Below are 13858 nucleotides of genomic sequence, written 5' to 3'. Positions count from 1 at the left end.
ACGGTACCCACCCGGGGAAAGCGCCGCCGACAGCCGTCCATGCCCCGCGATTACGCCCACAGCGGTTTCGCCGTCAGGGGAATCGCTGGGACGGCGCGCCGGTACGGGGGAGGCTGGAACACATCCGGACGCGAGGTGAGAGGGTTGGCCCATGAGTGTTGACGAGATCGCGATGCGGGCTGGTGGCGCATCCTTCGACGACCAGGTCTTCGAGCGGCTGCTCCGCGAGCGGATCATCTTCCTCGGCAGCGAGGTCAACGACGAGGTGACCAACCGCATCTGCGCCCAGCTCCTGCTGCTGGCGTCGGATAACAGCGAGAAGGACATCGCCCTGTACATCAACTCGCCGGGCGGGTCGATCAGCGCGGGCATGGCCGTCTACGACACGATGCAGTACATCAAGAACGACGTCGCCACGATCGCCATGGGCATGGCGGCCTCGATGGGCCAGTTCCTGCTCTGCGCGGGCACCGCCGGCAAGCGGTTCGCGCTGCCGCACTCGCGGATCATGATGCACCAGCTCTCCGGCGGCATCGGCGGCACCGCGGCCGACATCGCCATCCAGGCCGAGAGCATGCTGCACATCAAGCAGGTCATGAACGAGCGGATCGCCTTCCACACCGGCCACACCCCGGAGGAGATCGAGCGGGACTCCGACCGCGACCGCTGGTTCACCGCGCCGGAGGCCCAGGCGTACGGGCTCATCGACCACGTCATCACCCGGTCCTCGGACGTGCCCTCGTCGCTGCCGTCCCTGGCCTGATCAGCACGAACGGGCGCGTGGGGTCGGGCACCCCACGCGCCCTCGCGTGTGCGCGGCGCGGCAACCGGGTAGTAGCGCAGGCATCCCCACCGACAGGAGGTGCCCCCGTGAAGATCCCCACGTTCTCCCGCCATCCGCACCCGACCACCGAAGACGAGGCCCGTGGCGGCGTCGCCGCCCCGGCCCGCGCGAACCGCGACGTCCCCGCCGACGAGACACCGACCGTGGTACGCCAGCGCGGCGACCGCCCCGTCACGGACCGAACCGTTGCCGACCGCCCCGGTGCCCGGACCGGGCTGGGATCGGCCGAGCCGGATCAGGCCGTCCGCGGCCCGGTCACCGCCGTACCCAAGCCGCGGGCCAGCCTGCTGGCGACCCTCGGCCTGATCGCCGCCGTCACCTCCGCTCTGCTGGTGCTCTCCGGGCCGCTGGTCGGCTACGGCATCGGGCTGGCCGCGCTGGCGCTCGTACTGTCGCTGGCCGGCTTCTCCGCCACCGGCAAGCGGCACGTCGCGGGCAAGACCGACGCGCTGATCGGCATGTGTGTGGCGCTCGGCGCGATCGTCGTCGGCGTCCTGGCCCTGACCGGTTCCCTGCCCTGGCTCGGCACTGACACGCAGCCGGCGACGAACCTCCGCGAGTGGCTCGACGCACAGTTTGCGAACCGGTTCTGACCGGGTACTGACCGATCGCCGGCCGCGGTGCGCGGTCGGCGAATCGGAACCGGGGCGGCCGTCAGCCGCCCCGCCCCGAAACGCTCCGGCGGTGCGCCGGGCAGCGCGGAAGCCGCCGACCGGCGCGCACACCGCATCGTCGTCCGGGGGTGGTGTCTCGCACACCGCCCCCGGACGCGCGTCCGGGCACCGCGCAACGAATCACCGTCGGCCGCGGCGATGACGCAACGATCCGTCGCTGTGCGCATGGTTGCACAGGGGCATACGCAGGCACTTCACGCATAGCGTTTCGGCATGACCCCCACTGCCACCCGTCGCCGGTATCTGATGTGCCGGCCCACGCACTTCGCCGTGACCTACCGCATCAACCCGTGGATGGACCCGAGCGCGCCGTACGACAACGCCCTCGCGGTCAGCCAGTGGGAGAACCTGCGGCAAACGTTCCTGGACCTGGGCCACACGGTCGACCTGATCGACCCGCTGCCCGGGCTGCCGGACATGGTCTTCGCCGCGAACGGTGCCACCGTGGTCGACGGCAAGGTGCTGGCTGTGCAGTTCCGGGACGCGGAGCGGGCCGACGAGGGTCCCGCGTACGCGGCGTGGTTCGCGGCCAACGGCTTCGAGGTGCACGACTCGAAGTACACCAACGAGGGCGAAGGCGACATCCTGCTCGCCGGGGACGTGCTGCTGGCCGGCACCGGCTTCCGTACCTCGCACGCCGCGCACGCCCAGACCCAGGAGGTCTTCGGCCGCCCGGTGATCACCCTGCAGCTGGTCGACCCGGCGTACTACCACCTCGACACGGCGCTGTGCGTGCTCGACAGGGACAACGTCGCGTACCTGCCGTCGGCCTTCTCGGCCGGCTCCCGGGCGGTGCTGCGCCAGCTGTTCCCGAACGCAGTCATCGCGACTCCCGAGGATGCTGCCGTGTTGGGCCTCAACGCGGTCAGCGACGGCCGTACCGTTGTCTTGCCCGTGCAGGCCACCGCCCTGAACGCCGCCCTGCGTGAGCGCGGGTACGAGACCGTGGGCGTCGACGTCTCCGAGCTTCGTAAGGCCGGCGGCGGCCCGAAGTGCTGCACCCTGGAGGTCCGAGGATGACGACTCACGCCGTGACCGACCGCACCGAGCGGAGCGAGGGCCGGGAGGGCACGGCTGAGGCGACTCAGCCGATGCGTACTCCCGCCGCGCTGGAGGAAGCCGAGCGCTGGACGGCACATAACTACCACCCGCTGCCCGTGGTGATCGCCGAGGCCGACGGTGCCTGGGTGACCGACGTCGACGGGCGCCGGTACCTGGACTTCCTCTCCGGCTACTCGGCGCTGAACTTCGGCCACAGCAACCGCGACCTGATCGCCGCGGCGCACGCCCAGCTGGACAAGCTCACGCTGACCAGCCGCGCGTTCGTGCACGACCAGTTCGCCGAGTTCTGCCAGTCGCTGGCGCAGCTGTGCGGCAAGGACATGGTCCTGCCGATGAACACCGGCGCCGAGGCCGTGGAGACCGCCATCAAGGTGAGCCGCGCCTGGGGCTACCGGGTCAAGGGCGTCGCCGCGGAGAAGGCGAACATCGTGGTCGCCGAGAACAACTTCCACGGCCGTACCACCACCATCATCAGCTTCTCCACCGACCCGGACGCCCGTAACGACTTCGGGCCGTACACCCCGGGCTTCACTGTCGTTCCGTACGGGGACCTGGACGCGATCGCGGCCGCCATCGACGAGAACACCGTCATGGTGCTGCTGGAGCCGATCCAGGGCGAGGCCGGGGTGCTGGTGCCCCCGGCGGGCTACCTGGCCGGGGTGCGTGCCCTGTGCGACGAGCACAACGTGCTGTTCGCCGCGGACGAGATCCAGTCCGGGCTGGGCCGCACGGGCCGTACCTTCGCGATCGAGCACGAGGGTGTCGTGCCGGACATGTACCTGCTCGGCAAGGCGCTGGGCGGCGGCATCGTCCCCGTCTCCGCGGTCGCGGCCAACCGGGAGATCCTGGGGGTGCTGCGCCCGGGTGAGCACGGCTCCACCTTCGGCGGCAACCCGCTGGCCTGCGCGGTCGGCGCCGCCGTGGTCAAGCTGCTGCAGACCGGCGAGTTCCAGCAGCGCTCCGCCGAGCTGGGCGAGCGGCTGCACGCGGGCCTGAACAAGCTGATCGGGCACGGCGTCGTGGCGGTACGCGGGCGCGGCCTGTGGGCCGGGGTGGACATCGACCCGGCGCTGGCGACCGGCCGGCAGGTGTCCGAGCGCCTCATGGCCCGCGGTGTGCTGGCCAAGGACACCCACGGTTCGACGGTCCGGCTGGCACCGCCGCTGGTGGTCACCGAGGCGGACCTGGACCACGCGCTGGCCCAGCTGGAAGCAGTACTCACCGAGGCCGCCGCGTCCTGACGTTCCCGATACGACAGGAGCCCCCGACTCAACGGCGCGTCGGGGGCTCCTGTCGTGTCCGGGTCGGTGGCTGCCCTTGACCCTGCCTCTCGGTGAGGCCGGGGTTGCCCCTGCTACCTATCTGTCACCCGGCGGGCACCGGTACGGCGTACGGTGGCCTGCGATTCTTGATATCCCCCCGGTCGTGGCAGGAGAACGCGGGGGTGCATGGTGCACGTTCTGGTGGTTGACGACGAGATCGACATTCGTGACCTGCTGGCGTGTTGGCTGCAGGCGGATGGGCACGAGGTGCTCGCCGCCGGCAGCGCCGAGGGGGCCCTGGCAGCGGTGGACCGTGATGGCCTGCCGCAGGCCGTGGTGCTGGATGTTGACATGCCCGGCACCGACGGGGTCGAGCTGCTGGGCCGGTTGCGGGAGCGTGACCCCGGACTGCCCGCGCTGTTCGTGACGGTCCTGTGGGATGGCCGGCATCAGGAGCGCATGCGGGACGCCGGCGGGGGTGTCCTGCCGAAGCCGTTCACCCGCAGGCAGTTGTGCACCGCGGTGCAGCATCTGGCGGCTGGTGCGGCGGGCGTCGGGAGTGAGCGCTGATGCAGAGCGTCCCAGCATCGTTGCTGCGCACGGCCGGGTTCGCCGGGTTGTTCCTGGTCATGGAGATCGGGAGCCGGGTGGCGATGGCCCCGCACTGCTGCGTACACGTGGTGTGGCCGGCGGCCGGGATCGCGGTGGCGTGGTTCGTCGCGCAGCGCGGGGCCCGGGTGCGTTGGGCCGACCCGGTCGCTCTGGTGGTGGTGATCGTGGCCGTCAACCTGGCCGTGGGTTCCGGCGCGGCGGTCGCCGCGGTGTGCGCCGTGGTCGGGCTGGTGCAGGTCGGTGTGTTCCGGTGGTTGCTGTCCCTCGGATACCGGGGGCGTGACGGCGGCGCCCCGCGGCTGCGGGACCTGTGGATACTGCTGCCGGTGGCCGCCGGTGCCGCCGCGGCGGGGGCCGTGGCGGGCGTCGCGGGCCTCTGGCTGGCCACCGGTGCGCCGCCGGGGCCGACGGGGGCGATCTGGTTCTTCTGCGACGCCGGGAACATGCTGCTCTTCGCTGCCTGCGCGCTGCACCTGCAGGCGGTCGCGGCAGCGCACCGGGCCCGGTACGGGTCGGTGGCTGCCGGATGGAGTCGCGCCGTGCGCGCCGTGACCGGTGCCCGCGCCGCCGAGTACACATCGGTCACGCTGTGCGCGCTGGCCGGGTACGGCTTCGTCATGACCGCGCCGGGCGTGTCGATGGTGTTCCCGCTGATCGCGCTGACCGTGTGGGCCGCGGTCCGGCTGTCCACCACGTACGTGATGGCCTACAACCTGGGTGTCGCCGTCGTCACGGCCGTGTGCACGCTGCACGGGTACGGCCCGTTCGCGCACCTCGGATCGCCGGACCGCGCCGTGCTGATCGGACAGGTGTACATCGCCACGGTCACCATCGTCGGTCTGGCCCTGGCGCTGGGCCGCGACGAACGCGCCGCGCTGACCGCCGAACTGGCCGACGAGAAGGAACAGGCGTCTCGTCAGGCGCAGCTGATGAACGCGATCGTCAACTCGGCCGCTGACGGTGTGGCTGTCCACGACCGCGACGGCCGCCTGACCATGCACAACCCCGCCGTCGAGTCACTGCTGGGCCGGATCCGGTCGCCCGAGGTCACCGACGCGTGCACCTTCTACGGGTTGCGGCACCTCGACGGCAGCCCGGCCGCCGACGACGATCTGCCATGGCGCAGAGTCTCCGCGGACGGCCGGCGTCACAGCGTGGACCTGATCGTGCGCAACTCCAATCTGCCGCACGACCGGATCGTCCGCTACACCGCCACCCCGATGATCGACCCGAACGGCGCCCTGAACAGCTCCGTGGTGCTGCTCCGCGACATCACCGCCGAAACCCGCCACCGCGACGAGCTCACCAGCTTCGCCGGAGTCGTCGCCCACGACCTGCTCAACCCGCTGACCACGGTCGAGGGCTGGACCGAGACCGTCGAGGACGCACTCGCGGAGGTACCCGAGCACCCGAACCTGGCCGCGGCCCGCGCCGGTCTGGCCCGGGTCGAACGCGCCGCGGCCCGCATGCGTGGGCTGGTCAACGACCTGCTCGCCTACACCACCGCCCGCGACGCGGCCGTCACCCTGGCCACGGTCGACCTGCACGCGCTGGTCACGGACGTCGCCGACGCGCGCATCGACACCGCGATGGCCGCCGACACGCCCACGCCCACGTTCACGGTCGGCGATCTGGACCCGGTCGACGCCGACCCGGTGCTGCTGCGGCAACTGCTGGACAACCTGGTCAGCAACGCGGTCAAGTACACCGCCGCCGGTGTGACCCCGCACATCAGCGTCACCACCAGCAGCCGGGACGACACGGTGGCGATCACGATCGCCGACAACGGCATCGGCATCCCCGCCGGCCACCACGACGCCATCTTCGACACGTTCCACCGCGCCCACCGCGGCCAGAGCTACGCCGGTACCGGCCTCGGCCTGGCCATCTGCAAACGCACAGTCGAGCGCCACGGCGGCACCATCACGGCCACCGACAACCCCGGCGGTGGCACCCGTTTCACCTTCACCCTGCCCGCCGCGACGCGCACCGCACCGGCCCATGACCTCCCACGCGACCGGCGACCAGCACGGTCCCTGTCAGCCGGAATGGTCCTGGCCAGCAGCAACTGACCGGAGGCCGGGCGGTCAGCGCTCGAACTTGCGGATCGCCATCGTGGGCGCCTCCGCCATCACGGAGGCGGGCTGGCTCACCCCGCCGGTCGACCACATCTTGGCGCGGCCGACGTGCACCCCGGCGTACAGCTCGACCAGGTCGGTCGGGCCGAGCGTACGGGTCTCGTCCCGGGCCAGCGTGATCCGCTCGTCGTCGTCGGTCGAGCCGCCGGGACGGATACCCGTGCCGTTGGTGCTGATGTCGCGGACGGTCAGCTCGCCGCCGGACAGCGCCAGCCGTACGTGACCCCGGCTGATCCACTTTCTGGCGTCCTCGGTGAGCCACTGGCCGAGCATGATGCCGTTCTCCGGGGCGCGGCCCACCACCACCGGCTGGTCCTCGGCGACCACGAACCGCTGCCGGATCACCCCGTCGATCCGTACGGAGAGCAGCTCGACGGCCGGGCGGGGGCCCGCGTCCGTGAGCCGCGTGCCGTGCCGGGGGCAGGTCGGCGCGCCCGCCCGCAGGGTGGGCGGCGGCTGGGCGACCGGGCTGGTGAAGGTCCGCATGTCCGCGAACGGGCTGTCGGAGTCGACGGCCGCGCCGAAGCTGCTGCAGTTCGACTCGGGGCAGCGCCAGACCCGCGCCAGCAGCTTGGCGCCCATCGGGGAGGGCTCGCCCACCGGCGGCACCTCGCCGCGGCCCACGCGGGCCACCAGGACCGGGCCGCCCGCGCCGGGCACCGCGGCCAGCAGCCGCCCCGGCTCGTCCACCCACGCGCGCTGGCCGCGGAACTGCTCGGCACGGGAACGGGTCAGCACCGGCAGCCCCAGCAGCTCGGCCACCTCCAGCACCCGGTCGTCGAGCTGGGGCACCACCTCGACGACGCCGTCGTCCGCCCAGCGCCGCACGACCATCCGCTCGTTGGAGGTGAGGTCCGCGTCGGAGAGCAGGCTGCGGGGCACGACCGCGTAGACCGGGACGTTCTCCTCGGCCACGTGCCGGCCCAGCGCATCGATGACCAGGCCGAGCCGCAGCATGCTGGCCGGGCGGCCGCCGTCGAGGTCGGCGTAACGGACGACCTCGGACAGGTCCACCACCGCCCGGGCCAGGGCGGGGTCGGTGGTGAGCCGGGCCTCGATGGCGTCGAGGACCTTGCTGACCTCGAATCTCACGGGCACTCCCTCTACGTACGCGGGCCGCTACCTGACGGTCATCATGCCGCCTGCGCGGTCAGCGCGGGACACCCGGGCGGTCAGGAGGCGTCGGCGAGAATCCGATCGATACGGTTCGCGAGGGCGATGTCACGAGTGGTGACCCCACCGGCGGCGTGGGTGGAGCAGCGGAACGTCAGCGTCCGCCAGCGGATGTCGATGTCGGGGTGGTGATCCATCTCCTCGGCGACCACGGCGACCCGGTCGACGACGGCGATCGCGGCCGGAAAACTGCGCAGGCCCACGGTCCGCACGATGGCCTCCGGACCGCCCTCCCAGCCGTCGAGGACAGCCACGGCACTGCGCACGGAGTCGGCGTCGAGCAGCTCTTCCATGCCCATCACCATAGTGCCCGGACCGGGTCCGACCATGGCCGCGCCGGGCGGATGTCGCCCGGCTTCGCTACGGTGTGCGCCGGAACCACCGCCCACTCCGGGGCGGCGGCTGCCACGGGGAGGAACAACATGAACAATCGACGGCTGGCGTTCGCGGGCCTGGTGCTGGCCGCCGCGGTCACCGTGACCGGCTGCGGCCCCAACGACAAGCCCGCAGCCTCGGGTACGCCCACTGCCGCCACCGAGCAGGCCGCTGCGCCGGCGGACCCCACCGCCGAGCTGGCGGCGGCGATCACCAAGCTGAACGAGGACACCATGAAGGTGTCGATGACGATGGTCGGCGGGATCAGCATGAACGGCGTGGCGGACCCGAAGGCGCAGACCGCCGAACTGAAGATGATCATGGGCGCGGCCGGCAAGGGCACCGAGATGGAGGTCCGCAAGGTCGGCACGGACGTCTACATGAAGATCGGCGGCGAGCTGGGCAAGCTGGCCGGCGGCGGGGGCAAGTGGATGCACATGGACACCACCAAGCTCCCCGGTGGGGCCAGCCTGGGCGCGCTGTCCGGTGACGACCCGGCGGGGACCAAGACCCTGATGAAGGCCGTGACCGACGTCAAGCGCACCGGCGAGGGCACCTTCTCCGGGACGATCGACCTGACCAAGGCTCCCCAGTACGGCGCGGACAAGCTGAAGGAGCTCGGCGGCAAGGTCAGTGCCGTGCCGTTCACCGCGAAGGTGGAGCAGGGCCGGCTGGTCGAGATGACCGTCGACATGTCGAGCATCTCGCCCGCCGCCGGGAAGATGACCTCCAAGTACTCGGACTTCGGCACCCCGGTCTCGGTGAGCCGTCCGGACAAGTCCGAGATCACCGAGCTGCCCAGCCAGTTCAAGGGACTCCTCGGCAGCTGAGCCGGGCCGCCGCCGCACCGGCCGGGTTTCAGGGGCGGGTGCGGCGGCGCGGCGGCCACACGGTCGGCAGGGGGCGCGGCTGCGGCCGCTGCTGCTCGATCCACTCGTCGATACGGGCCCACCAGTCGTACAGCCAGGCGACGCGTTCCTTCTCGCTGGACGGCACCTCCTCCGGCGGCACACTCCAGAACTTCATCACCAGCTGCTTGTCCATGGGCAGCTCGCGCCACACGTCGCCGACCGTGAGCATCCGGTCGAGCCCGGTATGGGCCACGAAGATCACTCCGGCGTCCGGTGCGGCGTCCAGGGCGGCCAGCAACCCGCCCGGCTTGGGCGGCAGCACGTGGCGCAGGGCCTGGGCGCGTACGGCCATGTCGTGCAGACCGCGGTCGCGCAGCCCGGCGATGGCCCGCAGGCGGCGGCGCGGCGTGAAGTTCCCGCCCTCGGGGAAGATGACGAACGCGTCGTTGTCGTCCAGCCCGGTGGCCAGCTCCCCGATCTGCTGTTCCAGCGTGTCAGTACCGGTGCGCCCCGGCGAGATGAACCGGTTGGGCAGGCGGTTGAGCAGCACGTCCACGGCCGGGTCCCACTGCAGGGCCGCCTTGAGCACGATCCGCGGCTCGCGGGCGAACCAGTTGACCAGCGCGTGGATGAGGATGAACGAGTCACCCGGCCCCGCGTGGCGGCTCACCACGATCTCCGGGCGCCCCGGCACCGCGGTGTCCGGGTCGGTGCCGACCACGTCCACGCTGAGGTGCAGCGACCAGCGCGCCATCCAGAACAGTGCGGCGAGGAACCGGCCGGTGAGGACGTAGTGCGCCCGCTGGAATCCCGGTGAGCGGATCCGCCAGCCGAAGCCGGAGGCCACCCAGAGGGCGGCCAGCGCGACGAGGGCGGCGGCATCCCAGACGACGTACACGATGGCCAGCCAGACCAGGCGCGGCACCCGCAGATGGCCCGGCACCAGCGGTGATGCCGCCAGTGCGGCGATCAGCCAGACCGGCAGCGTGGTCACGAGCAGGCCGGCCAGCAGGACGACGAGCGGCGCGAACACACACCGTCGGACCCACGCGGGCGGCATCAGAGATCGCGCTGGTGCGGTGGCGGCTCCACGGTCGCGGCCAGGTAGCGGCGGGTGGCCGTGTACGCCCGGCTGATCCGCCGCCCGATGGCCGCCATGTCCCGGTACGCCCAGGGCGAGTCGTCGCGGCTCTCCCCGCCCCCGGTCGGCAGGACGTGCAATCGCACGTCGCCGGGGAGCGCGGCCGTCTCGCGGGCGAACCGGTGCCGCCGGGCGATCTCGAACGCCACCTGGGCCACCTCCCACGGCCGCCGGGGGACGGTGAGGGGCCGCTCGATCCGGCCCACCTGCAGTACGAAGATCAGCTTGGCGCCGATCCGCACCGCCTCGCCGATCGGGATGGAGTTGACGATGCCGCCGTCGACGAAGTGCTCACCCTCGATCTGCATCGGCGGCAGCAGCCCCGGCACGGAGGACGAGGCCAGCACGGCGTCGACCAGCGGGCCGCTGTCGAACCAGTGCTCCGCCGCCCGCTCGATGCTGGCGGCGCAGCACCGGAACGGCACCTTCAGGTCGGCGAAGGTGGCCTGCTCCCCCAGCTCGTTCTCCAGCAGCCGGCGCAGCGGCAGCGGCGAGTGCAGATGCGTACGGGCGGCGAAGCGCCGCAACTGCCGGGCGATGGAGTCGCCGTAGACGTCGGCGGCCTCGGGCGAGGACCAGAGCTGGACGAGCCGGTCCGTGACGGCCTCGCTGGGGTCGGCGGCGACCAGTGCCCCGTTGACCGCGCCGATCGACGTGCCGACGACGACGTCGGGCGTGTAACCGGCGCGGAACAGGGCGCGCAGCATGCCCACCTCGACGGCGCCGAGGACACCGCCGCCACCGAGCACGAACGCGACCGGAGTGTCGACCATCCCGTCATCGTGTCACGGCCAACCAAGATCCACATCGGTCGCCGCGGTGTTCCCCCGGCGACCGGCCGAGGGAACACCACGACGGTCGTCCCAGCCCAGCGCGTCTCAGCCCAGCGCGTTGAGGAAGGGCTTGTGGGCGTTGCGGAACTCCCAGCCGTAGTAGCGGTCCCAGTTGATCGACCAGGTCATCAGGCCGCGGAAGTCGGGGTTGGTGCCGCTGCGCGGGGTGTAGCCGCCGCAGTTGCTGCCCTTGACCAGGCAGGTGACCGCCTGCTGGACCCCGGCGGGGGCCACGTACCCGTTGCCGGCGCTGACCGCCGCGGGCGCTCCGAAGGCGACCTGGTCCTCGCGCAGCGCGGGGAACATGGTGGCGGTGTTACCGGCCACCGGGAAGCCGGCCAGCATCATGTCGGTCATGGCGATGTGGAAGTCCGCGCCGCCCATGCTGTGGTACTGGTTGTCCAGCCCCATGATGGAGCCCGAGTTGTAGTCCTGGACGTGCAGCACGGTCAGGTCGTTGCGCATCGCGTAGATGACCGGCAGGTAGGAGCCGGAACGCGGGTCCTGGCCGCCCCACGGCCCGGAGCCGTAGTACTGGTAGCCGAGCTGCACGAAGAACGTCTCCGGGGCCATGGTGAGCACGAAGCCGTTGCCGTACCGGGACTTGAGCGACTTCAGGGCCGAGATCAGGTTGACGATCACCGGGGTGGTCGGGTTCTTGAAGTCGGTGTCGCCGGTGTTCAGGGACAGGGAGTGGCCCTCGAAGTCGACGTCGACGCCGTCGAGGCCGTACTTGTCGATGATGGCGCTGACCGAGCCGACGAAGGCGTCGCGCGCCGCGGTCGTGGTGAGCTGCACCTGGCCCTTCTCGCCGCCGATGGAGAGCAGAACCTTCTTGCCCGCAGCGCGCTTGGCCTTGATCGCGGCGATGAAGTCGGCCTCGCTCTCGACGCCGGGGCACTCGGTCGCCGGGCAGAGCGTGAAGCGGATGTCGCCGGAGGTCGGCGACGTCGGTTCGCCGAAGGCGAGGTTGATGATGTCCCAGTCGGCGGGCACGTCGGCCATGCGCAGGTACCCGGAGCCGTTCGCGAAGCTGGCGTGCAGGTAGCCGATGAGGGCGTGCTTGGGCAGCCCGGTGATCGGCGGCTCCGTGACCGGCGGCGTGGTGGTCGGCGGCGTCGTGGTCGGTGGCGTCGTGGTCGGCGGCGTCGTGGTTGGCGGGGTGCTGACCGGCGGGGTGCCGCCGCCGCACGGGGCGCCGTTGAGCAGGCAGTTCGTGGGTGAGCCGGTGCCGCTGCCGAGGAAGCCGAAGGAGACGGAGGCGCCGGGTGCGACCGGGGCGTTGTACTCCCGGTTGGTGAACGTGAAGTGCTGGCCGCTCGTGGTCAGCAACGCGTCCCAGTAGGACCCGACGGACGAGCCCGCGGGCAGGTCGAACTCGACCTTCCACGAGGTGATGGCGGTGTCGCCGCCGTTGGTGACGGTGCCCAGGGCCTGCCAGCCGGAGCCCCAGTCGGAGGTCTTGACGACCGTCGCCGTGGGGATGCCGGCGGCGCTGGCGGACCCTGCGGTCCAGGTGGCGGCACCGCCGGCCGCGAGGGCGGCCACGACGGCGAGGACGAGGGAACGGGATGGGCGCATGGGGGTGGCCTCCACGTCGAGACATCGACAGTTGGCCAATTATTAGGACTGTTAACTGATTATGTCCAGCCCGATCCTCTGGCCCGCCCGGTCGAACAGCAGCAGCTCACCGAGATCCAGCCCCACCGTCAGCCGCGCGCCCACGGCCACCGTGTCCGGCGCGGGGACCCGGACCAGCACCTCCCCGGCCGGCGGCGGCTCACCGGGCACCTCCGGGTCGTAGGCCGGGACGAAGCCGTACGGCGTCCGCTGCGGGGAGCGGCCGCCCGCCGCCAGCGCGTCGACCACCTGCGGCGGTGTCGGCACCCCACCGGTGTCCAGGTACGCCAGCAGATCCGGCCCGCGGTTCAGCACCGCCCGTACCGTGCCGGTGAGCTGCACCGGCTCGCCCGCGGCCGGGCGCAGCGCCCGCAACGCCACGGTCACCCGCTCGGTGTGCCGCCGGGCGAGGAGGGCCGTACGCGGGTCGCCGGGCGGCAGCTCGATCTCCTGCGAGCCCAGGTCCAGCACGACCCGGCCGTTCACGGCGTACACCGCTGCCTCCAGCAGGCTGGTCGGCGGGGTGCCGAGGAAGGCGGCGACGAACAGCGTGCGCGGGTCGCCGTACACCTGGGCGGGCGGGCCCACCTGCTGCAGCACGCCGCGGCGCAGCACCGCCACGCGGTCCGCCATGCTCAGGGCCTCGTTCTGGTCGTGCGTGACGTACACCGTCGTCACGCCGATCCGGCGGGCCAGCGCGGTGATCTCGCCGCGCAGATCCGCCCGGACCCCGGCATCCACGTTGGACAGCGGCTCGTCGAGCAGCAGCAGCGCCGGGCGGCGCACCAGCGCGCGGGCCAGCGCCACCCGCTGCCGCTGGCCGCCCGAGAGGTGCTCGGGGCGGCGGCCGAGCAGGTCAGCGATGCCGAGGTGCCGTGCCATCTCCGCGATCCGGGCCGCCACGTCGGTGACGCCCGCCGCGCGCAGCGGGAAGCCGATGTTCTGCGCGACAGTGAGGTGCGGGTACAGCGCGAACGTCTGCACCACCAGGGCGACGTTGCGCTCCTGGGGCGCGATCGCGGTGGCGGGGACGCCGTTCAGCAGCACCTCGCCCCGGGTCGGCTCCTCCAGGCCCGCGATCAGGCGCAGCAGCGTGGACTTCCCGCAGCCGCTCGGGCCGAGCAGCACGAGGAACTCGCCGGACGCCACGTCGAGATCGACGCGATCCACTGCCATCGCGCCGTCGCCGAAGACCTTCGAGACCGACCGGACGGCGATCGCCACCATCCGTCCATCCTGTACGGCGGCAGCGGCCGAGACCAGAGTCCTGCGC

Annotated in this window: 13 protein-coding genes; 7 read left to right on the top strand and 6 right to left on the bottom strand. The window is 71.9% G+C overall.

Annotated features, from left to right (window positions below; all coding sequences use genetic code 11):
• The first annotated feature begins 151 nt into the window (after window positions 1-151).
• The 6 genes from ACMCNN_RS04155 to ACMCNN_RS04130 all read left to right on the top strand — a co-directional run bounded on the left by ACMCNN_RS04155 (window position 152) and on the right by ACMCNN_RS04130 (window position 6526).
• Window positions 152-763, top strand: coding sequence for an ATP-dependent Clp protease proteolytic subunit (locus tag ACMCNN_RS04155; protein ID WP_412744848.1), 612 nt, complete (start codon window positions 152-154; stop codon window positions 761-763).
• A gap of 107 nt (window positions 764-870) precedes the next feature.
• Window positions 871-1437, top strand: coding sequence for a hypothetical protein (locus ACMCNN_RS04150; protein ID WP_412744847.1), 567 nt, complete (start codon window positions 871-873; stop codon window positions 1435-1437).
• Between the two features lie 294 nt (window positions 1438-1731).
• On the top strand, window positions 1732-2538 hold the full coding sequence (gene ddaH, locus ACMCNN_RS04145; protein ID WP_412744846.1) for a dimethylargininase: 807 nt from the start codon (window positions 1732-1734) through the stop codon (window positions 2536-2538).
• A gap of 71 nt (window positions 2539-2609) precedes the next feature.
• Window positions 2610-3821: an ornithine--oxo-acid transaminase gene (gene rocD, locus ACMCNN_RS04140; RefSeq protein ID WP_412747045.1), complete on the top strand. Its 1212-nt coding sequence runs from the start codon at window positions 2610-2612 to the stop codon at window positions 3819-3821.
• Window positions 3822-4028: 207 nt separating this feature from the next.
• Window positions 4029-4412: a response regulator gene (locus tag ACMCNN_RS04135; protein ID WP_412744845.1), complete on the top strand. Its 384-nt coding sequence runs from the start codon at window positions 4029-4031 to the stop codon at window positions 4410-4412.
• Entirely contained in the window at window positions 4412-6526 is a 2115-nt protein-coding gene (locus ACMCNN_RS04130; protein WP_412744844.1) for an ATP-binding protein, read from the top strand. Before ACMCNN_RS04135 ends, ACMCNN_RS04130 begins: the two co-directional genes overlap by 1 nt.
• A 15-nt stretch (window positions 6527-6541) precedes the next feature.
• Here the strand turns inward: ACMCNN_RS04130 and ACMCNN_RS04125 are convergent, their stop codons facing one another.
• Both ACMCNN_RS04125 and ACMCNN_RS04120 read right to left on the bottom strand, forming a co-directional pair.
• Window positions 6542-7684: an FHA domain-containing protein gene (locus tag ACMCNN_RS04125; RefSeq protein ID WP_412744843.1), complete on the bottom strand. Its 1143-nt coding sequence runs from the start codon at window positions 7682-7684 to the stop codon at window positions 6542-6544.
• A gap of 80 nt (window positions 7685-7764) precedes the next feature.
• Window positions 7765-8058 (bottom strand): 4a-hydroxytetrahydrobiopterin dehydratase, encoded by a 294-nt coding sequence (locus tag ACMCNN_RS04120; protein WP_412744842.1) that lies wholly within the window; start codon window positions 8056-8058, stop codon window positions 7765-7767.
• Between the two features lie 129 nt (window positions 8059-8187).
• Here ACMCNN_RS04120 and ACMCNN_RS04115 point away from each other — a divergent pair, with 129 nt between their 5' ends.
• The gene (locus ACMCNN_RS04115; protein WP_412744841.1) at window positions 8188-8970 is read left to right on the top strand and encodes a hypothetical protein; all 783 of its coding nucleotides are present in this window, start codon (window positions 8188-8190) and stop codon (window positions 8968-8970) included.
• Between the two features lie 28 nt (window positions 8971-8998).
• Here ACMCNN_RS04115 and ACMCNN_RS04110 read toward each other — a convergent pair whose 3' ends face one another.
• From ACMCNN_RS04110 to ACMCNN_RS04095, 4 genes are all read right to left on the bottom strand, one after another.
• Window positions 8999-10051, bottom strand: coding sequence for a 1-acyl-sn-glycerol-3-phosphate acyltransferase (locus ACMCNN_RS04110; protein WP_412744840.1), 1053 nt, complete (start codon window positions 10049-10051; stop codon window positions 8999-9001).
• Entirely contained in the window at window positions 10051-10905 is an 855-nt protein-coding gene (locus ACMCNN_RS04105) for a patatin-like phospholipase family protein (RefSeq protein WP_412744839.1), read from the bottom strand. Before ACMCNN_RS04105 ends, ACMCNN_RS04110 begins: the two co-directional genes overlap by 1 nt.
• Window positions 10906-11010: 105 nt before the next feature.
• A complete protein-coding gene (locus ACMCNN_RS04100) occupies window positions 11011-12546 on the bottom strand; it encodes a chitinase (RefSeq protein WP_412744838.1) in 1536 nt (511 codons plus the stop codon).
• A 51-nt stretch (window positions 12547-12597) separates the two neighbouring features.
• The gene (locus ACMCNN_RS04095) at window positions 12598-13812 is read right to left on the bottom strand and encodes an ABC transporter ATP-binding protein (RefSeq protein WP_412744837.1); all 1215 of its coding nucleotides are present in this window, start codon (window positions 13810-13812) and stop codon (window positions 12598-12600) included.
• Between the last annotated feature and the right edge of the window lie 46 nt (window positions 13813-13858).

The sequence above is a fragment of the Krasilnikovia sp. MM14-A1004 genome, from assembly GCF_047159485.1.
In the GTDB taxonomy this organism is placed as follows: Bacteria; Actinomycetota; Actinomycetes; order Mycobacteriales; family Micromonosporaceae; genus Actinoplanes.
The sequence above is the reverse complement of the archived record's forward strand: the minus strand, read 5'-3'. Positions and strand labels throughout refer to the sequence as shown.

What these genes read in the sequence shown, in the direction of transcription:
- ACMCNN_RS04155 (WP_412744848.1), top strand. Translation starts at nt 152, where the DNA reads ATGAGTGTTGACGAGATCGCGATGCGGGCTGGTGGCGCATCCTTCGAC.
- ddaH (WP_412744846.1), top strand. Translation starts at nt 1,732, where the DNA reads ATGACCCCCACTGCCACCCGTCGCCGGTATCTGATGTGCCGGCCCACG.
- rocD (WP_412747045.1), top strand. Translation starts at nt 2,610, where the DNA reads ATGCGTACTCCCGCCGCGCTGGAGGAAGCCGAGCGCTGGACGGCACAT.
- ACMCNN_RS04135 (WP_412744845.1), top strand. Translation starts at nt 4,029, where the DNA reads ATGGTGCACGTTCTGGTGGTTGACGACGAGATCGACATTCGTGACCTG.
- ACMCNN_RS04130 (WP_412744844.1), top strand. Translation starts at nt 4,412, where the DNA reads ATGCAGAGCGTCCCAGCATCGTTGCTGCGCACGGCCGGGTTCGCCGGG.
- ACMCNN_RS04120 (WP_412744842.1), bottom strand. Translation starts at nt 8,058, where the DNA reads ATGGAAGAGCTGCTCGACGCCGACTCCGTGCGCAGTGCCGTGGCTGTC.
- ACMCNN_RS04115 (WP_412744841.1), top strand. Translation starts at nt 8,188, where the DNA reads ATGAACAATCGACGGCTGGCGTTCGCGGGCCTGGTGCTGGCCGCCGCG.
- ACMCNN_RS04110 (WP_412744840.1), bottom strand. Translation starts at nt 10,051, where the DNA reads ATGCCGCCCGCGTGGGTCCGACGGTGTGTGTTCGCGCCGCTCGTCGTC.
- ACMCNN_RS04105 (WP_412744839.1), bottom strand. Translation starts at nt 10,905, where the DNA reads ATGGTCGACACTCCGGTCGCGTTCGTGCTCGGTGGCGGCGGTGTCCTC.
- ACMCNN_RS04100 (WP_412744838.1), bottom strand. Translation starts at nt 12,546, where the DNA reads ATGCGCCCATCCCGTTCCCTCGTCCTCGCCGTCGTGGCCGCCCTCGCG.
- ACMCNN_RS04095 (WP_412744837.1), bottom strand. Translation starts at nt 13,812, where the DNA reads ATGGTGGCGATCGCCGTCCGGTCGGTCTCGAAGGTCTTCGGCGACGGC.